Origin of the sequence: Acidilobus sp., assembly GCF_049973875.1 — an archaeon.
In the GTDB taxonomy this organism is placed as follows: Archaea; Thermoproteota; Thermoprotei_A; order Sulfolobales; family Acidilobaceae; genus Acidilobus.
Genome location: NZ_JBMFJI010000008.1, coordinates 54197 through 72489 on the forward strand (window position 1 = coordinate 54197; position 18293 = coordinate 72489).

17 protein-coding genes and 3 tRNA genes are annotated in these 18293 nt (G+C 52.2%); 8 read left to right on the forward strand and 12 right to left on the reverse strand.

Features of this window, described 5'->3' with window-relative positions:
- Window positions 1-59: 59 nt before the first annotated feature.
- Window positions 60-689 (forward strand): CPBP family intramembrane glutamic endopeptidase, encoded by a 630-nt coding sequence (locus ACP5H1_RS04500; protein WP_427972257.1) that lies wholly within the window; start codon window positions 60-62, stop codon window positions 687-689.
- Here the strand turns inward: ACP5H1_RS04500 and gcvPB are convergent.
- The 3 genes from gcvPB to ACP5H1_RS04515 all read right to left on the reverse strand — a co-directional run bounded on the left by gcvPB (window position 681) and on the right by ACP5H1_RS04515 (window position 5535).
- A complete protein-coding gene (gene gcvPB, locus ACP5H1_RS04505; protein WP_427972220.1) occupies window positions 681-2246 on the reverse strand; it encodes an aminomethyl-transferring glycine dehydrogenase subunit GcvPB in 1566 nt (521 codons plus the stop codon). The two genes, ACP5H1_RS04500 and gcvPB, sit on opposite strands and share 9 nt — an antisense overlap.
- Complete coding sequence (gcvPA, locus tag ACP5H1_RS04510; protein WP_427972222.1) at window positions 2243-3637, reverse strand: aminomethyl-transferring glycine dehydrogenase subunit GcvPA; 1395 nt, start codon at window positions 3635-3637, stop codon at window positions 2243-2245. Before gcvPA ends, gcvPB begins: the two co-directional genes overlap by 4 nt.
- A gap of 95 nt (window positions 3638-3732) precedes the next feature.
- Window positions 3733-5535 carry a glycoside hydrolase family 15 protein gene (locus tag ACP5H1_RS04515; RefSeq protein WP_427972224.1) on the reverse strand — a complete coding sequence of 601 codons (1803 nt, stop codon included), beginning with the start codon at window positions 5533-5535 and terminating at the stop codon, window positions 3733-3735.
- Window positions 5536-5796: 261 nt separating this feature from the next.
- Between ACP5H1_RS04515 and ACP5H1_RS04520 the strand changes: the two genes are divergently transcribed.
- Complete coding sequence (locus ACP5H1_RS04520; protein ID WP_427972226.1) at window positions 5797-6111, forward strand: transcriptional regulator; 315 nt, start codon at window positions 5797-5799, stop codon at window positions 6109-6111.
- On the opposite strand, the gene ACP5H1_RS04525 is transcribed toward ACP5H1_RS04520, so the two are convergent.
- Window positions 6101-6445, reverse strand: coding sequence for a hypothetical protein (locus ACP5H1_RS04525; protein WP_427972229.1), 345 nt, complete (start codon window positions 6443-6445; stop codon window positions 6101-6103). The genes ACP5H1_RS04520 and ACP5H1_RS04525 overlap by 11 nt on opposite strands.
- A gap of 76 nt (window positions 6446-6521) precedes the next feature.
- Between ACP5H1_RS04525 and ACP5H1_RS04530 the strand changes: the two genes are divergently transcribed.
- Window positions 6522-6609, forward strand: a tRNA-Leu gene (locus ACP5H1_RS04530).
- Between the two features lie 117 nt (window positions 6610-6726).
- On the opposite strand, the gene ACP5H1_RS04535 is transcribed toward ACP5H1_RS04530, so the two are convergent.
- Window positions 6727-7059: a hypothetical protein gene (locus ACP5H1_RS04535; protein WP_427972231.1), complete on the reverse strand. Its 333-nt coding sequence runs from the start codon at window positions 7057-7059 to the stop codon at window positions 6727-6729.
- A 62-nt stretch (window positions 7060-7121) separates the two neighbouring features.
- On the opposite strand from ACP5H1_RS04535, the gene ACP5H1_RS04540 reads away from it, so the two are divergent.
- Entirely contained in the window at window positions 7122-7400 is a 279-nt protein-coding gene (locus ACP5H1_RS04540) for a MarR family transcriptional regulator (RefSeq protein ID WP_427972233.1), read from the forward strand.
- 170 nt (window positions 7401-7570) lie between these two features.
- On the opposite strand, the gene ACP5H1_RS04545 is transcribed toward ACP5H1_RS04540, so the two are convergent.
- Window positions 7571-8932, reverse strand: coding sequence for an acetyl ornithine aminotransferase family protein (locus ACP5H1_RS04545; protein WP_427972235.1), 1362 nt, complete (start codon window positions 8930-8932; stop codon window positions 7571-7573).
- Between the two features lie 47 nt (window positions 8933-8979).
- Between ACP5H1_RS04545 and ACP5H1_RS04550 the strand changes: the two genes are divergently transcribed.
- Window positions 8980-9210, forward strand: a complete 231-nt coding sequence (locus ACP5H1_RS04550) for a hypothetical protein (protein WP_427972237.1) — start codon at window positions 8980-8982, stop codon at window positions 9208-9210.
- A gap of 13 nt (window positions 9211-9223) precedes the next feature.
- On the opposite strand, the gene ACP5H1_RS04555 is transcribed toward ACP5H1_RS04550, so the two are convergent.
- The 6 genes from ACP5H1_RS04555 to ACP5H1_RS04580 form a co-directional block, all read right to left on the reverse strand.
- A complete protein-coding gene (locus ACP5H1_RS04555; RefSeq protein ID WP_427972239.1) occupies window positions 9224-10483 on the reverse strand; it encodes a sugar phosphate nucleotidyltransferase in 1260 nt (419 codons plus the stop codon).
- Window positions 10484-10575: 92 nt separating this feature from the next.
- Window positions 10576-12000, reverse strand: a complete 1425-nt coding sequence (locus ACP5H1_RS04560; RefSeq protein ID WP_427972242.1) for a glycoside hydrolase family 57 protein — start codon at window positions 11998-12000, stop codon at window positions 10576-10578.
- Window positions 11997-13589, reverse strand: a complete 1593-nt coding sequence (locus ACP5H1_RS04565) for a glycogen/starch synthase (RefSeq protein WP_427972244.1) — start codon at window positions 13587-13589, stop codon at window positions 11997-11999. Before ACP5H1_RS04565 ends, ACP5H1_RS04560 begins: the two co-directional genes overlap by 4 nt.
- Before the next feature lie 36 nt (window positions 13590-13625).
- Window positions 13626-14366, reverse strand: a complete 741-nt coding sequence (locus ACP5H1_RS04570) for a hypothetical protein (RefSeq protein ID WP_427972247.1) — start codon at window positions 14364-14366, stop codon at window positions 13626-13628.
- The gene (locus ACP5H1_RS04575; RefSeq protein WP_427972249.1) at window positions 14350-15096 is read right to left on the reverse strand and encodes an alanyl-tRNA editing protein AlaX; all 747 of its coding nucleotides are present in this window, start codon (window positions 15094-15096) and stop codon (window positions 14350-14352) included. Before ACP5H1_RS04575 ends, ACP5H1_RS04570 begins: the two co-directional genes overlap by 17 nt.
- Window positions 15097-15113: 17 nt before the next feature.
- Window positions 15114-15218 (reverse strand) — tRNA-Thr (locus tag ACP5H1_RS04580).
- Window positions 15219-15393: 175 nt separating this feature from the next.
- Here ACP5H1_RS04580 and ACP5H1_RS04585 point away from each other — a divergent pair.
- From ACP5H1_RS04585 to ACP5H1_RS04595, 3 genes are all read left to right on the forward strand, one after another.
- Window positions 15394-16617, forward strand: coding sequence for a PLP-dependent aminotransferase family protein (locus ACP5H1_RS04585; protein ID WP_427972260.1), 1224 nt, complete (start codon window positions 15394-15396; stop codon window positions 16615-16617).
- A 310-nt stretch (window positions 16618-16927) separates the two neighbouring features.
- Window positions 16928-17890: an NAD-dependent epimerase/dehydratase family protein gene (locus tag ACP5H1_RS04590; RefSeq protein ID WP_427972251.1), complete on the forward strand. Its 963-nt coding sequence runs from the start codon at window positions 16928-16930 to the stop codon at window positions 17888-17890.
- Between the two features lie 29 nt (window positions 17891-17919).
- Window positions 17920-17994: transfer RNA gene (locus tag ACP5H1_RS04595), tRNA-Glu, on the forward strand.
- Window positions 17995-18293: the final 299 nt, after the last annotated feature.

Sequence of the window (18293 nt, forward strand, 5' to 3'; positions counted from 1 at the left end):
AAATTTTAAACTGGACGCGCACATTAGGTAAGGGCTTAGAACTTACGTAATGCGAAGTGATGATAATGACAAGGGGGCTAGGCGATGAGGACCTAAAGATCGCGTCCCTGTTTGCTATTCCTTATCTGCTGTTCTTTTTATCGTTCAGGGTCTTTGCCTCCCACTTTCTCTATGCCATGGCGGCCTCGACCGTTGCTATGGCAGCCCTCTCCTTGAAGTTCTTCCCTACGATAAGAAGCTTCTATAGGCTCTCCGCCAAGAATGTGGTTATGTCGCTTCCATTTGCCGGCCTGGCTTACCTGCTCTTCTACCTGGGGTGGATAGGCACCGTATATCTTGGCCTTTCAAGGGGCGTCTACTTCATTTATGACGTAGTACCCAGGGAGCCCTTCTCACTCCTCGCACTGACGCTCATAGGCCTTTCAGAGGAGCCTTACTGGAGAGGCTTCATACAGAGGGTGTTCGTAGAGAAAAGGCTTAAGCTCGAGTGGCCTCTTGCCGCCCTCTTCTACGGCATAGTTCATCTGGTGACTGGAGACCTTGTACTACCCCTGGCGGCCTTTGTATTTGGTATTGTAATGTCCTGGGCTGCCGAGAGGTATGGGCTTGTTACCTCATCGGTGGCTCACGTGGTCTGGCTTTATGTGATACTTTATGTGATACCAGTAATAAGACTTCCCCTACCTTAGCACTAGGTCCTTGCCGCTGGCCCTGGCCCTGAGGACTCTGTAGGTGGGCGTTACGCTTCTTGGATGGTTAGCCTTAACAACATCAACGCGGCCCACGCTCGTATTGAGAGGCGTAGACTTAAGCTTCTCCGGGTTGCTCCGCGCTAGTTCCTCTACCTCTTTCAGTTTCTCCACGTACTTGTCTATGTTTTCCTTAGTCTCGGACTCAGTGAATTCGAACATTAACGCCTCCTTGACTATGAGCGGGAAATACATGGTTGGCGCGTAGAGGCCAGCGTCTAGAAGGTACTTACTTACGTCCTCTGCAGTCACCCCAGTCTCGTTAAGGAGCGGCTCAGCGCTTATTACAATCTCATGCTTTCTGGGCCTCGATGAGGCGTAGGGCAGCGAGAACAGCTTGGTCTCCTTAAGGACCTTCGCTGCGAAGTAGTTAGTGTTCAGCGTGGCCACCTCCCCAGCCCTTCTGAGGCCTTGGGGGCCCAGGGAAAGTATGTAGGCGTAGGCCCAGACCAGCTGGGGCACGTTGCCAAGGAACGGCCTTACGGAGCCTGGGCTGTTTGGCCCTCTCCACCTAACCCTGTACATCTGCTTCTCGTCGTCGTAGTACACGACAGGCCCGGGCAGGAGGTCGCTGAGCCTGAGGGAGCCGTTAATTGGGCGGTCCTTAATACACACAGGCCCAGCACCTGGCCCCCCACCTCCATGAGGCGTCGAGAACGTCTTGTGAAGGTTCAGGTGAGCTATGTCAAAGCCCATGTCCCCGGGTCTGACGCGGCCTATTATGCCGTTCAAGTTGGCGCCATCATAGTATAGGAGCCCATCAATGTTGTGAACGTCCCTGGCCACGTCGAGTATTCTCTGCTCAAAGAGTCCAAGGGTTGACGGGTTAGTTAACATGAGGCCTGCCGTCTGGGGTCCTAGCGCTGATCTAAACGCTTCATAGTCTAGGTTTCCGTCGTCGGCTGTAGGTATCTCGACTACCTTGAAGCCGCCCATGGCTGCGCTGGCTGGATTCGTGCCATGTGCTGAGTCAGGAATTATGATCTCATTTTTGACGTCGGCCTGGCCTTTGGTCACGTGGTAGCCCTTTATTATAAGGATTCCAGTGAACTCGCCCTGAGCCCCTGCGGCTGGGGAGAGGGTGCACACGTCCATACCGGTTATTGCCTTTAACCACTCCTGCAGCTCGTATAGGAGTTGGAGTAGGCCTTGGATCTTCTCCTCCGGCATAAGGGGGTGCACCATCTCAAGCCTTTCGTCAAACGCGTACTTGAGCCCTATGCGTGGGTTATACTTCATGGTACAGCTTCCCAGGGGCACAGGGCCATTATCAACACCGTATGACATCTCAGAGAGCCTGGTGAAGTGCCTTACAACTTCAACCTCGCTGACCTCCGGCAGCTCAGGCTCCTTCTCCCTGGCAACCTCCTGAGGTATAGGGACATCTTCGATGAGTTTCTTGAATTCGTCTACAAGGCTTGAGAAGAGCAGGCCCCTTCTGCCCCTGTCAAGTTCATAAATTAATGGCTCGTTCCACGTAGACTGCCTGTAGCTCACTTTCTGACCACCTCACCAAGTAAATTGGCTAGGAGGTCTATGTCTTCCTTGGAGTGCACTTCACTGAAGCTGAGGAGGCCCCAGCTATTTTTGGCCCATGTAACATGGCTTGAGAGCGGAATGCCGGCCATTATCCCTTCATCCAACAGAAGGCGCCAGAGATTATAGTAAGGTTCAGGGGCCTCTATTATGAAGTCCGCAAAGAACTCGCCCTTCAGCGGCAGCTTAAAGCCATGCCTTGAAACAGCGAGGGCTGCATAGTGTGACCTGTACCTTATGGCCTCGGCAAGCTCCTTAATTCCCTTGGGGCCCAGGAGCGACATGTACACAGCGGCTGCTATGGCGTTAAGCGCTGCGTTAGTGGTTATGTTGCTGGTTGCCTTGGACCTCCTTATGTGCTGCTCCCTGGTCTGAAGTATCATGGTGAACGCCCTTGAGTTTCCATCCTTTGACGTGGTCAGCCCTATTATTCTGCCCGGCATCTGTTTTATTAGGGAGCCATCCCATTTGACGGCCATTATGCCAAGCGTCGAGCCGCCCGCATAAAGGCCCAAGCCAAGCGGCTGGCCTTCGCCTACTGCTATGTCGGCGTTCAGCTCTCCAGGCGGCCTGTATATCCCTAGGGCCAAGGGGTCTACGCCTACTATGAAGAGGGCATCACTATCATGAGCTATCTCAGAGACCTCCTTGGCGTTCATGTCAACAACTCCAGTGAAGGTGTAGGGAAACTCTAAGTAAACAGCTGATGCCCTCCCTTTTCCCAGCTTCGTCTTGAGGTCCTCAACGTCAGCGTAGCCAGTTTCTTTGTCTGTGGAGTAAAAGTCTACCTCTATCCCCTGAGGCCACGTATATGCCTTAAGAGTCGAGAGGTGAAACGGGTTAATTACGTCAGGTACCAGCACGCGCTTTGCTCCCTTAACTCTTACTGCCATCAGGGCCGCCTCCCCAAGGGCGCTGGCCCAGTCATACATGCTTGAGTTAACGACGTCCATTTCAAGCAGGTCGGCCATGAGGCTCTGGTACTCAAAGAGGGCCTGAAGCAATCCCTGGCTTATCTCTGCCTGGTAGGGCGTGTAAGCTGTTAGGAACTCGCCGCGAGTTACTATCTCCTTAACTACTGGAGGGACGTAGTGCGGCCTTAGCCCTCCCCCAGCGAAGGGAGGAACCTTTAACTTAGCGTTTCTGTCAAGAAGCTTATCAATAATTCTTGAAACCTCCACCTCGCTCAGGGGCCTGCCGGCGCCTAGCGGCATAGAGTTCCATTTGTTTTCCTCTATTAGGAGTTCCCTGGGGATGTCAGAGTATAGGTCATCCACGCTTTTAGCGCCTATAGTTGATAACATCTCTTTGATAATATTATCGGAGGAGTTAGGTATCCATGGATAGCTCATGCCCTAGCCCTATGCAAAGGGGCTCTGGTCATTTTTAAACTTGAAATAAGGTCTCTTTTGAGGGACCTCAAGTTATAAAGAGTTCAAAGAGTGCTTCAGGCAACTTCGAGAGACCTTATCCTGCGGGCTGACGCCCTTTGAAGCAGATAGGCTACTAACAACACTGCTGCAAGTACTATTGCAGATACAGCATAGTAGATTATATTGTTATTGGTGGCCTTTGGCTTAATGCTAAGGGCCAAGATTACGTACATAGCGGATGACCAGGTAAGTGGTGAGGTTGTAGGCAGGGGAAGCCCAGTGTTAGGGTCTATGGCCTCAGGCAACAGCCCGTTCTGAGAGTGGTCGTAAGCCCACGTCATTAAGCTGAGGGCTGCAGTATAGTTGCCTATGTCGGAGTAGTAAAGGCCAAGGAAAAGAGTTGTGATTATCCAGGGGGGCATAGGACCGCTGCTATCAAAGAGGTACTCGTTATAGTGATAATCGTCACCATAGAACCTGGCTAGCCCCCCTACCTTCCCATTCCACAGGCCCTCCAGGACAATATGCACGTTCTCCCTTATGACATCCCGAGGCCATAAAGTTATGTTAAATGAAAGTGGGAGCAGGGCCGAGGAGCTGATTAAAGGCGGCTGCGGGTTAAGCGTCGTTTTAGAGCCGCTTGGAGTGTAGAGCACTACTGGGCTCAGGTCTGAATAGAACGCTGAGCCGTTCCAGAAGTACTTGTATATGCTCCCGTTGAGCAGCGACGCGGCATAGTATATTCTGCTGACGTTGTATCCTAGGTATGAAAGCAGGTGGGCAGAGTCCAGAAGCCCTATGAGGTTAAAGGCCTGGGTCCAGAAGTGGTACCCAAGGCGATCCTCCCACACGCTGAGGTCCTCAGGAACTAAGTGGAGCTTTGAGCTAAGGATCCACGAAAGCTGCGCGTTCACGCTCCTATTTATGAGGGGCAACATGGTCTCTAAGAACGTTACGTTGTGCGTTAACAGGAAGTACTGGTAAATGCCAACTTCAACTATGCCTACGCTGTCAAGTTCAGGTATGCCAAAGGACTGGTCAGGCTCGCCTGTATAGAAGTTGTAGCGGGCAAACCAGACGCCGCTCTTGTACTGGGACGCGTTAAGTAACCACAGCCAATACTTAAGGGCGCTGTCTAGGTGTCCAGACTCCTGCAACGCCATGGCGGCAAAGGAGGAGTCCCTGACCCAGCTGTAAAGGTAGAGCGGGCTCGGCGAAGCGGCAAATGTGCCCAGGTAGGGGTTCTGGTCATCCTTTAATAACAACAACGAAAGGTAATATTCCCTTGCTAGCGAGTTAGAGTTCAAGCCCACGGGCCTCTTAGACTTAAAGAGCCACGAGTCAACCTTCAGTTGGTTGTAGTTTATGATTTCCTTTACGTTGCTGCTACACGACGAGTTCAGTGAAAGCTCTATATAACTAGCCCCCCTGCTTACGTCAACGGAAATTAACGTGTAGTTGATATCGTGAAGCATGGACAGGCTGTCGTTGCTGCAGAGCTCTACATAGAAGTTATATCTATGCATGAAAATTTTTGCGATGCCTCCGTTTAAACTTACGTTGGAGTACGTTGATAAGTTAACATAAACCGTAAAGGGAGCTTTAGAGTTGACCAACGCTAGAAGCAGGTCGCTGTAGGGCGGGGCCAGAAGCTGTAGCTCACCATAGTTATTGTATATCATAACGCTATTATTAACGCCTAGAAATGCCTTCATGGAGAAGCCCGTCTCAAATTTCATTATTATGGGCAAAAGGCCCAGGGGACCTACGTAAAAGTTAGTCACGGTGGGTTCATAATTTGTAAGCCCGTTAACTGAGGCGTTAGGAATTGGTATGCCTGTATAGATTAGGAAGCTTGAGTTTACCCAGTTGCTCAACAGAAGGAAGGACGGTGAGAGGTTTACAGTGGAAGGCCCAGGCCCTATCGCAAGCGTGGCTGGAATCATAAGGGTGACAGCTAAGACTCCTATTAGGAAAAGCCCTAGGCCCCTCGCCAGCAAGGTTGGCTCCTGGCCTCTTGCCAGCCCAGGGACTTTTAACTCTAATATAAAGCGTGCAGTTCACTGGACTCTAAGCTTCCGGGCCCAGGGCTAGCCCCCTAAAAAGGCGCTTAGGTTTAGCTCACTTTAGGGATCTGAGTGAGCGACCCAGTCATTGACCTCTTGGAGTTGTTCAAAGAAAAGGGCCCCCTCTCGCCGGGCGACGTATCGCAGCAGCTTAACATGCCGAAGTATAAAGCGCTTGCAATGGTTTCGTGCCTAAGCAGCATGGGCCTGTTGGAGCCGCTTTACATAAAGGGCAGCTATAAAATTTATAAGATAAGCCTGGCAGGGCAGCAGTTTCTTGAGAGGGCGGAAAAGGCGGGCACGGCCGCAGCTGCTATGGAGGAGCTTCTGTTAACCCAGCAGCCTGCCAATGAATCACAGCAGGAGAAGGAGGCTGCTACGGCATAAAGGGAGGCTTGGACTTGAGGTTTATTATTGGCACCGCCGCCCACCCCGGCCTGCTCCTGTCGCTTAGCTCTACCTTCTCGCCGCTCTCGTCGACCTTAAGAAGGACGTACTTGTACCTCTGTTCATCCTCTGTAGGCTTTGAACGGAAGTAGTATATAATCGGTATGCCATAGTATTTGTAGTAGTCTCGGTACGTGGTCTGTATGAAGTAGTAGACGAGGTCAGATTCAAAACACCTATATATAGGCATGACTATGGCATAGGAGGCCATGCTTGTCGCAAGCCTCGCTATGTCCGAAAGCGAGTCAACCTCAACAGTAAAGGTCTTGGGCACCTCTTCCGTACCAATGTCACCGTCTCAAGTTAAGGGGATAAGGATTTTAAACATTCAAGTATAAGACTGAATTTGTGCGGGGGTGCCCGAGCCTGGCCAAAGGGGACGGGCTTAGAACCCGTTGGCGTAGGCCTGCGTGGGTTCGAAGCCCACCCCCCGCACCATAGGTACGAGCCTCACATAATTAGGGACTTCAGGGCCTCTCACACGATATTATAAAGGCTTCTCCAGGGGCCAACACAACGATGCGAAGGCGAAGCTGTAATTAGAGGAGGCCAGCTTCACTTGGCAGGCCCGCCTGAAGCTTGAGCCTTTGCCTGAACCTTGGACTCTAAGCTCTTCACCTTATAAATGGCAGAGGACCAAACCCTGTCGCTAATCTTAACACCGTTCCTCTCGAGAGACTCCCTTACCCTGTTCAAAAACTCCTCATAGCTCAACGACTCCCTGGCGGTGCCTAGGTCCACATTTACGACTTTGTGAGAGGCGGGTTCCAGTACTCTTATCACGTCGCTCACCTGGCCTTTCCTCGAGTACCTATAGACGTCAAGCTCCCTTAGCCCGAGCAGCTCAAGCAGTGCCTTGTAGTAGGTGAACTGGGCTCCTTTGCTCACTTTCGCTTACACCTCTACTATCGCATGCCCCCTCCCCTATATAAAAGGCTTCTAGTATACTGGTGAAGTACTTGAAGGTAAGCATAAGCGTGGACTTTGTGGCAGGCATTATTAGGTCGCTTGGCAAAAACTACGTGACTCCAAAGGATTTAAGCGAAGCCATGGGTATCTCCACTAAAACTGCGGGAAGGATACTGAGGGCCTTGGAGAGCAAGGGGTATGTGGCAAGGTACTCCAACAGAGCCTACAGGGTGTTGAGGGGCTCACTGCCTTCTGGCAACGAAAGTCACGCGTCTACGCTGGTAGTCAGGTACCCTGAGGACCCGCCCATCCCTTACTAGCTCCGCCAAAGCCTTTCTTAAAGGCCTTCTATCCCCATTCCACGCAAGCTGCTGCGCTATCTCCTCAAATGTCAAGCCTTTGTCGCCAAGCACCGAAAGTATAGATCTCTTAAGTTCCTCCTCCGCCAAACTACATCCTAGAAAAGGGTGAGACGTGAAGGTTAAGAAGGCTACGCGGCGAGGTTCCTGTTCTCCTCCCTCAGCACGTCCGCTATGATCTCCACCGCCCTCATCATAAGCTCATCGCTTATGACTAGCGGCGGGGCTATCCTTATGGTTGACAGGCCGGCACCTATTACTACCACGCCGCGCTTGAACGATTTCTCTATAACGTTAGCGAGCTCCTTGGTGGCAGGCTCCTTGGTGCGCCTGTTCCTGACCAGCTCCACGCCTATCATGAGTCCTTTGCCTCTGACATCCCCGATTATCTCTAGCTCGTCCTTGAGGTCGTTGAAGTACTTGATAACTTCGTTGCCAACCTTTGTAGCGTGGTCCAGCAGGTTCTCCTCTTTAATCACGTCAATTACTGTGCTCATGGCAGCTGTGGCAATGGGGTTACCTCCGAAAGTGTTTGCATGGCTTCCCTTAGTGAGGGCCGCCGCCACGTCACCGCGGGCCACCACCGCTCCTAGCGGCAGGCCTCCGCCTACAGCCTTGGCTAGGGCCATTATGTCTGGCTTGACGCCCCAGTGCTCTATTGCGAACCACTTGCCGCTTCTTCCCATGCCTGCCTGGACCTCATCATCTATAAGGAGTATTCCATACTTGTCAGCTATTCTCCTGAGCCCTGGGAGGAAGTTGTCAGGGGGCACTATGTAGCCTCCCTCTCCCTGTATGGGCTCAACGACTATTCCGGCGACCTCTGTGGGGTCCACGAGCTTTGCGAATATCCAGTCCTCTATGTAGCCAAGGACCGCCTCGCCACACTCCTTGGGGTCATCCGTTCTGAAGACGCAGCGGTATGGATATGGGTAGGGCACATGTATGACTCCAGGCATCAGCGGGCCGAAGCCCTTCCTGTAGTGGGCCTTGCTCGCAGTGAGCGAGAGAGAGCCCATGGTCCTTCCATGGAAGGCGCCGAGGAATGCTATGAAGTACTGCCTTGAGCCCCCGAAGAAGTACCTGGCGAACTTTAGTGAGCCCTCTATGCTCTCTGTGCCGCTGTTGGTGAAGAACACCCTTCCATTGTTCACAGGCGATACAGTTAACAGCTTCTCAGCGGCAGTTACTGCGCTCTCGTAATAAAAGTCTGTGAGCGAGTAGTGCTGAAGCTTCTCGGCCTGCTCCTTTATAGCCTGAACCACCTTTGGATGACTGTGGCCCACATTCATGACAGCAATGCCGGCGTTAAGGTCTATGTACTTATTTCCGTCGACATCTTCAACTACAGCGCCGTGGCCCTCCTTAACGACCAGTGGAACCCACCTAACGTACGACTGTACGAGGACTTTAGAGTCCCTCTCTATGATGCTCCTGGCCACAGGGCCAGGGGGCTCAACCCTTATCAGCGGCGCCTCTGACAACCCAAACACCAAGAGTTAATAGCGCCAGAGGTTTATCTATTAAAGGTGAGAAAACGTTGCCGAAATACGAGTTCGAGCTTGTAGAGGAGTATTTTCTAGAAGGAGAACATAGGTACAGGCTAAAAGTAAAAGGCACAAATTTAATTGTAAATGTAGCTGCTGACACGTTAGAGGAGGCAGCTTCCAAGGCGGCAGGCATTTTAGAGCAGAGCGGCGCCGCGGAGTTCATAAAGCTAAATAGGGTTGAGACGGGGCAGGAGGACAGGACATCGCAGGCTAAGAGCTAAGCCAGAGAGGGCGTTATGAAGGCGGCCCCCTTCTATTGCTGATCTCTGCGTTGGACTCTATCGACCTGTGAGGCCATATCTGCGAGTCTATTATCACTGCATTGTCGCCTATTATTACATCGTTACCTATATAGCTGTTGATAATCTTTACGTTGCTTCCTATGGCTACATGCCTTCCCACTATGCTAGATTCCACCGTAGAGTTGTCGCCTATTATGCTCCTATCCATGACTATGGACTTAGTTACTCTGGCGCCGGACTTAACTATAACGTAATTATCTATAATGGAGTCTGTAATAGAGGCCTCGTCCTCCACTGTCACGTGCCTTCCTATAAGTACGCGACCGCTAAGGTCTATCCTCTTCTGGGCCGACCTCTCCACCAGGTCTAGGTGATCCTTCTTAGATCTTGAACTGAAGCCCATCATGTATATAGTGTCATGATAAACTGTGGCCACGCCAAGCCTCTCTGGTGGCAGCGACTCGAGAAGGTAGAACGAGGCCTTCACGAAGTTCTCTATGGTGCCTATGTCAAACCAGTAGCCGTTTAGGGGGTATCCTATAACTTTATAGCCCTTAGCTATAAGATAAGGTATTATATCTCTCCCAAAGTCCCCCCTGCCCTGTTTCACAAGTGAAGCGAACTCGTCAGATCTAAGAAACTTGACCATGTCGTGAGACAAAAGGTATATGCCCGTGTTAGCTAAATTTGACGGCGCCTTCTCAGGATCTGCGGGCTTCTCAACGAAGGACTCTATTGACCAGTCGTCCTTTAACTTTGCTAGCCCCAGCTGTCTCAGCGACTCCCTGTCATCAACCCTCTTGAGGGCTATGGTCATAAAAGCCCCATTGGACTCATGGAACTTAGCTAGATCGCCGACGTTAAGGCTCACCACAGTGTCCCCTTGGACAACTAACACGTCATCGTTTATATCATAGTAGTCCGCCAGTATTGAAATTGAGTGCGCGTTGCCTATGCTTGTTACGTTAGGCTGATACCTGAGCTTAAGCACCAGTCTCTTACCGTCTGGGGACCTTACGGAGAACCTCTCCCCAAGGTGGTCATAGACGTCCCTGTAGTTATAAAAGCCACTAACTCCAAGGAATACTTCTCCGACGCCCTGAAGCGCGAGCTCGTCGAGTATGAAGTCTATTACGAACCTGTTAAGGAACCTAACCATAGGCTTCGAGGTATCGACCGTAAATGGATAAAGTCTTGTCCCCAGGCCCCCGATTGGTATAGCGGCTTTCTTTACCTCTGTTATCCTGCCCACCAACTATTTCCTAGCCTTTTAGTACTTATAAGGGTTCGTCACGTTTCATTTTATGAAACAACAAAGGGCGCTTTAATATCATGGTAGTAGGGTCAGCATCTTCTGATAAGGCCTAAAGCAGTGTCTAGGTTTAGGCCAAAGACTTCCTGAGACCATCTATCCAGGTAGCTCATGCTTACCGCTTTACTTACTACTTCCTCAGGCAGCGTTTTAAGGGCTGAGGCCATCTCTGGGATGCTGCACGCCTTGGCCACCTCGGCACCACTAGAATTGTAAAACCTGAGGCAGAGGTCATCAGGCAGCCTTACCTTAATCGCCGTGCATGGGTTCTCCTTGAGTCCATTCCTTATCATGAGCCCCAGAAGCTCGAGCGCGTAACTGTAGGTCAGGAAAGAGTCGTAGGGATCTCCAAGGTAGCTGAAGTAGCTATGGACCTCCCCCTCCCCTCCAGGCTTCGTTGCCATATAGTAAAGGTTGTCGCTAACTGAGAGGAGCCTCCATGAGCGCAGGTAACTGCCGCCCAGGGCACGAGCAAAGTAATAGTACCTCCTTAACACGTCAAAAGCCTTCCTCTGCATGCCATTTCCTAGCCATGCGCTCAGATCCCTTTCATCGGCCCAGCTTATGGTAGACCAAGGGGGCACATCGAGGTAATCCCTTGGCTCTAGGTTTAACGCCTCTGAGGCCCTAAGGAACGTGACGCCACGCTTTGAAAGCTCCACGGGAAGCCACCTTAGAAATTCGTGGATGCCGCTCTCAGGCCAGTGATGCTCCCCAAAGGTCTCATAATCAAGGGCTATAACCACTAGGTCACCTGGTGTGCTAGCAACCCACGAGGCGTACTTATCCGCGGTCAATGGGTACTCGCTCCACCGCCTATCGCTGAACCTAAATCCTATGTCGTCGCTCAGCCTATAATTTCTAAGCAGAAGCTTTACGTCACAGAGTGGGTTCTTATAGACATAGTTGGGCGATCTCCATCCGAGCAGCCAGTCGACCCCTTCAGTGATGACGCCCTTAAATCCAAGCCTTTGAAACTCGCAGCCTATGTCATTATTATATATGAACTCCGTGTTTTCAGCTATTGACGGGTTTACGCCAAAGGTCTCCCTGACGAGCTCGACTTGGGCCTTGACTTGGTCTTCGAACTCTGCTTTATCGACAAACCATGCAAGGGAATGGTAATAGGTCTGGGCGGCGAGCTCAAGTAGGCCTTTGTCGACAAGCTTTCTGAGGAGATCTATAACCTCTTCGTGCTCCTTCTTGAGCTGTTCTAGCAGAACGCCGCTTATACTCATGGTCATCTTGAAGTCCCTTACTTTTTGCGAGGCTTCATACAGAATCTTGGTCGCGGCCAAGTAAGTCCTTGAGACAACTCGCGATAATATTTCTGAGTTGCCCGCGGCGTCTATGGCATCGCTAAAGCTTGTAGGTAGGTTGCTCGGGCTGTAAAATGATAGCCTCTTAAGTCGAAGCGGCTGGTGCAGCTCGAAGAACAGCGCTATGCGGGAAGTCATGATGATATCGCCCTGTAGTAGGCCATCTGCCTGGCCTTTTCATAACACTGCAGCAGCTGCTCCGCTGTGGACTCGGGCCGGAACCTCTTGTCTACGTCGCTTATGGCGAACTCCCTGATGTCATTTTCAAGCGTGGGGTTCCTCTTTGCCATGGACCTGAGCTGCTCTATGGGCACGCGATCCAAATCATGATCCCACATAATGTGGGACAGCGATTCCATCGCCAGGCCCAGCTCGTACGGGTCCTCAGGCTTGGTCAGCAGCCCGTCGCCCCTGCCAGATCTTAGGTCAACAACTATCTCCTTGAGTCCCCCCACCGCTGACGCTATGACCGGGGTCCCTACAGCTAGGGACTCTACGGCCACTAGCCCGAAGGGTTCCCAGCGCGAGGGCACTAGGGTGGCCGCTGCAAGCCTTATTATTGCTTTATATGCGTAATCTGGCACCCTATTCGATGATATGAGCACCCTTCCCCTGCGCTCCTCAGCCAACCTCTTGATGTACTGTTCATAGCCATAATCACCCACGGGCACCCCTAATACTACCAGCGAGGCGGAGGGGGCGTAATCCAGGGCCCTTATTGCTATGTCTATGCCTTTCTGGGAAGTCAGCCTGCCCGCAACTATGAAGACCGCCAGGCTCTCGTCTATTTTATCAAGCCACGAGCCAGGCCTCACATACTTGTCTATCAGTTCGAAGAGAACTTGATGGTCAACGTTGCCATAGTTGCTCTCTATCCACCTATCGACCTCCTCAACATTCCATTCTGTGCTGTTATACGCGACACACGATTTGCCCCCTATCCAGTCGCCGTACTTCCTCTTGAGCTCCTCATTTAGGTAGCTGTGGCTTACGGTCTGTACGGCGTCAGCCTCTATGACCCCAAAGGCCTCTACGTTACCACCTACAGAGTCCCACACGGCCCTATTGCTGGCAGGCTCGTGCCTGTACACCCTCCACACCAGGTGCGGCTCGTCGTCGAGCCCTGACCACTCTGGCGAGGCGTAGTGCCATGGAAAGCTTGGGGAGCCGCTGAGGTGTATAGTATAAAGTACGGGCACAGCGTAGCCTCTCTTCTCAAGTTCGTCGCGCAATGATATTCCTGCCAGCACGGTGTGCCAATCGTTAACATGTATGATGTCGGGCTGAACCTCAATCCACGAGAAGGCCTTCACGGCCCTGGCCAGGAGGGCCGCCTTCTCCTCGACGTATGCATAGGGGTTCCACGAGTCAAATATCACGCCAGTTGAGTAGTCAAGCCCTTTAAACATAACTACCCTGAAGCCCTCCATGAGGGCCTCCTCAGCGCCAAGGCAATAGTTATAGCTGTTGCCGTCAACCCCCTTCCTGCTCCCGCATACTGCAAAGTCCAATGGCCTTAAGTTGTACTTGGTTCTAATGCCGAGGTCTAGGTGCCTCCCGTGAGAGGGCATGAGGACCGTTACCTCTACACCCTTCTTGCTCAAATACTTAGCATACTTGAAGACGGCCTCCCCAAGGCCGCCGACCTTGACCAGTGGTGATAGCTCAAACGTCAGGATCCAGGCCCTCTTTATCGAACGAGGCGCCACTAAAGCTCTTGGAGGCAAGCTTAAACCCATTTATAATCCAGGGGGTTGCGTGGATTAAATCCTGATAGTTATAGGGGACCTAAAGGGATTAGCGGTTGAGCGGTTTGGACACTGCATTATAGTTAGGGTACCGAGCTTAAGAAGCAGGCTCAGGGGTACCCTTGCCCCTTTAACCATCTTTTCAAAGACCAGTGCAGCGCCTAGCCATATTCGGTCCCAGTACTTCCTTCCCATGTGCCTTGTGCTGCTCTTGACCTTAGGGCACTTAAGTCTGATATAGCCGAGCCCATCAATGAATGGGGTGTGCCCGTGGTACAGGAAGTGTATGGTAACTTTACTTAAGCCTGCCAGGTTATACTCGCACAGGTCGTAGTGAACCCTTGCGTAGGCAAAGAGCAGCTTATAGTCGTTCTCGTTGTTTCTGGCGAACACCAGCTCTATGGGCTCATACTCAGCCTTGTTGTCACCCCTGTAGATGGAAAATGGAAACCAGGAGTAGAGCACGAGGCCCACGAGGCCCAGCTCCTCGTTAACTAGGTCAGGCCACGCTGTTACCCTGAACTCCGACACAGGATCTACGTTCCTGGGTATCTCGACTTCAGCCCTGTACTTGTTTATAAGAACATCTATAAGGCGCTGGGAGATCGCGGCTAGCCTGGGCAGCTCATCCTTAAATGCCTCCTGGTCGTTTATTGCTAGCTTCAGCGACGTGGGTATACCGTCAGTGTCAAGGATCCAGCGCTTTAAGCTGCTGCACTCCTTGACCAGCGAATCTGCACTAGGCAGTTCTAGCACCAGCGGGCACCTGCGAGAGTCGGTAGTAGACCCTCTTTCTAGTCTTGCCCCTGTTCTCCACGCTAACGACCTCTATGCGACCCACTTCGCAGGTGTTCTTGACGTGTGGGGCTCCGTCGGCCTGTATGTCAACTCCCGGTATCTCAACTACTCTAAGCTTATCAACGGCTGGGGGCAGCCTTCCGGCAAGCTTTACTATGCCGGGAATTTGAAGTGCTCTGTCGCGCTCAAGCCAGTAAACCTTAACGTCAATGCACCTGCTGAGCACATTGTTTGCCTCGTCTACAGCGCTTAGTATTGCCTGTCTCCAGTTCTCCACGCCGCTCAGGTCAAAGTCGTCCTGCGCTTCATCAGGCTTGATGTGCCCCCCGGTTATCTTAGCTCCATATTTATTATAGAGCACCGCGGCCAGGACGTGGCTTGCCGTGTGGAGCCTCATCATGGAATACCTTCTCTCCCAGTCCAGAATCCCTCTTACTTTATCCCCAGGGGACAGCTGAACTGGAACCTCTGTTATGTGAGCTACATCATCACCGTCTTCAATCACGTTCACTACCTTTACTGTTGAGCCTGAGGGCAGCACCAGTAGGCCCGTGTCGGCGTCAAGGCCACCGGAAGGACCTGGATGGAAGGCCGTAGCGTCCAGATATATTTTATTTTGATCAACCCTGGTCACCGTGGCCTCGAACTCCCTTATGTATGAGTCCTCCTGGTAAAGCAGCCTTACCATTAACTACACCCCAGGCGTGGAGCCGCCGGCGGGACTTGAACCCGCGACCACCGGCTCTCTCGACCTCGGCCTTGGCCAGAGCCCATACGAGGCCGGCGCTCTACCGGCTGAGCTACGGCGGCCCGCCAGTTAGCCATAGGGTGGGCCGCTATTAATGCTTCGCTTCTGCCGCAACTGGTTAAGCTGTGTATCCCACCATGTGTACCTAATCGGTTTTATAAAGCTCCAAACGTAAAATACGTAGTGCTTTAAAGCTTCTGATACCTTTTAACAAATAGGCCGAGCAGTTTGATTGATGTGGCAAGTAAATTCTCAAGCGGAGTGAAGTCCCTGAGGCCGTCTGAGGTAAGAGAAATTCTGGCGCTGACCGAGAACAAGAAAGTTCTGAGCCTTGCCGGAGGGCTGCCAGGCCCTGAGGTCTTTCCGAAGGAAGAGCTCGCCGCCATAGCGTCAAGGGTCATAGAGGAGCTCGGGGACAGCGCCCTTCAATACTCACCAACTCTGGGCGTTATGCCGTTCAGGGAGGCCATTACAGACTTCGTAAGGGGCAAGGGGGTCAAAGTTACTGACAACGACAGGGTCGCCGTGACGACGGGAAGCCAGGAGGCAATATACCTGCTTGCGATGACGCTGATAAACCCAGGCGACGGCATCATAGTTGAGAGTCCCACTTACCTGGCAGCGCTCAACGTGTTCAGATACTACGGGGCCAACTTCATATCCATACCGCTGGACGAGAACGGCATGCGGACTGACCTGCTGGAGGACAGCATCAAGAAGGCTAAGGAGAGGGGCATTAACGTCAAGATGATATACACAGTAGCAACATGTCACAACCCAACAGGCGTCATAATGAGCGACGACAGGAGAAAGGAGCTGATGGAGATCGCCAGCAAGTATGACCTGCTAGTAATAGAGGACGACCCATACAGCTTCTTTGTGTTTGATGACAACGTGAGTTTCACGCACCTGAAGACCATGGATGACGAGGGCCGCGTGATATATCTTGGTACCTTCAGCAAAATCCTGGCTCCAGGGCTGAGGCTTGGGTACATGATAGCCGACAGGCAGCTTATCAGGGCAGTCGAGCTAGCGAAACAGATGGTAGACCTTCACTCATCCACCCTTTCCCAGTACATAGCGCTCTACGCAATAAAGGAGGGCGTGGTTGACAGGACGATAGAGAAGGCCAGGAAGTCCTACAGGGAGAAGAGAGACGTAATGATAGAGGCCCTTGAGGAGTACATGCCAGAGGGCAGCCACTGGTTCAGGCCAAGGGGAGGGCTCTTCGCCTTCATATACCTGCCAGAGGGCGTTGACACCTCAGACATGTTACAGATGGCCATAGACAGGGGCGTCGCATACGTGCCAGGCAGAAGCTTCTTCAGTGACGGCAGCGGCGCAAACGCGATGAGGATAAACTTCAGCTACCTGCCGCCTGACAAGCTGAGGGAGGGCATAAGGATCATAGCCAACACAGCTGTTGATTATCTAAAGGCTAAGGGAAAGAGCGCCTCCTGAGAGGGCTCGGAGCTCCAGACCTTCATCATTTTTCATCAGATAAATAGTCTCCTCACGGCCCCCAACGCGCTAAGTTTGGGAAAGGCTCTTATCTTCAACGTGGAGCCTTTAGGTAGTTGACACCGCAGCTGATACCATTCTGGCCGCCATCATCTTGCAGCCTAGCTTTTGAACACAACAATTTATTATTATAGTGCGCCAGCTATACCGTGGCGTGAAGAGGCTCGAAAGGGCTGACATCAGGATGAAGAGCCCGCGCAGGGCTGACCGTAAAGTCTGCGGGTGAACTTGCGTAGGGGGCGCAGCGCGCGTGAAGTTCCTGGTAACTGGAGGTGCGGGCTTCATAGGCTCCCACTTGGTAGAGCTGCTGGTAGAAGAGGGCCATGACGTCACAGTCGTTGATAACCTGAGCACTGGCAGGCTCGAGTTCCTCAAGGACGTGATGGGAAACCCCCACCTCAGGTTCATTAGGGCCGACCTGACGAGCCCTGAGGTGGCCAAGGAGGTCACCAAGGGCGCTGACGCCGTGGTGCACCTGGCGGCGAACCCGGAGGTTAGAATAGGGTCGCAGAGCCCTGAGTCCATATATCTTCAGAACGTCCAAATGACCTATAACGTGCTTGAGGGCATGAGGGCTAACGGCGTGAAGGCCATAGCGTTCGCCTCGTCCTCCACGGTATACGGGGAGGCCAGCGTCATACCTACACCTGAGGACTACGGCCCCTGTTACCCGATAAGCGTGTACGGAGGCTCCAAGCTGGCCTCGGAGGGGCTAATAAGTGGCTACGCATTTACCTTCGACTGGACGGCAGTGTCCTACAGGCTGGCTAACGTCGTGGGCCCAAGGTCTACTCATGGCGTCATATATGACTTCATAAACAAGCTCAGGAAGGATCCAACGCGGCTCGAGGTCCTGGGCGACGGCAGTCAGAGCAAGAGCTACGTGCACGTCAGCGACACTGTGAGGGCCATGTACCAGCTCTTCATGAAGGTCCTGGAGAAGGGGGTAAGGTATGAGGCCTTTAACATAGGTACCCCGGACAGGATATCAGTGCTTGAGATAGCTAAGATAGTGGCTGAGACCATGGGCCTAAGCCCACAGATATACACCACCGGAGGGGTCGACGGAGGAAGAGGGTGGAAGGGCGACGTAAAGATAATGCAGCTGTCCATAGAGAAAGCCGTAAGCTGGGGCTGGTCCCTCCAGATAGGGAGCAGCAGGGACGTCATAAGGAGGGCGGTTACGGAGGTCCTGAGCGAGTTCAAAGCTTAATTTTCCCTGCGACTAAACCTGAGCCAGGTGCCGCGGTAGTATAGTCCGGCCCAGTATGCGGGCCTTTCGAGCCCGTGACCCGGGTTCAAATCCCGGCCGCGGCACTAATTTTTCCTTAAATTGAAAGGTCAGATGAGAGGTTATGGCCGAGGTCGGAAACCATCTAGGAAAAATCGGAAACCATCTTAAACACACTGGAAACTAATATTATGCCAATACTGGATATAGATAAACTCACCAATGAGTAAAAATCCGATTATTTGCATATGTAACTGAAGAAAAGGGATAATTTATGAACAGTTAGAAATTCAAAAGCTACTGGTTGGAGGTATAAGAAAGGGCTTAGGGAAATACCTAAAGAAGTAATGGAGAAAGTGCTGCAATTCCTAGCGTTAGATGAAAT

Bases quoted from the DNA above. Each gene is read 5' to 3' on its own strand.
- ACP5H1_RS04500 (WP_427972257.1), top strand. From the start codon at position 60: ATGATAATGACAAGGGGGCTAGGCGATGAGGACCTAAAGATCGCGTCC.
- gcvPA (WP_427972222.1), bottom strand. From the start codon at position 3,637: ATGAGCTATCCATGGATACCTAACTCCTCCGATAATATTATCAAAGAG.
- ACP5H1_RS04560 (WP_427972242.1), bottom strand. From the start codon at position 12,000: ATGACTTCCCGCATAGCGCTGTTCTTCGAGCTGCACCAGCCGCTTCGA.
- ACP5H1_RS04575 (WP_427972249.1), bottom strand. From the start codon at position 15,096: ATGGTAAGGCTGCTTTACCAGGAGGACTCATACATAAGGGAGTTCGAG.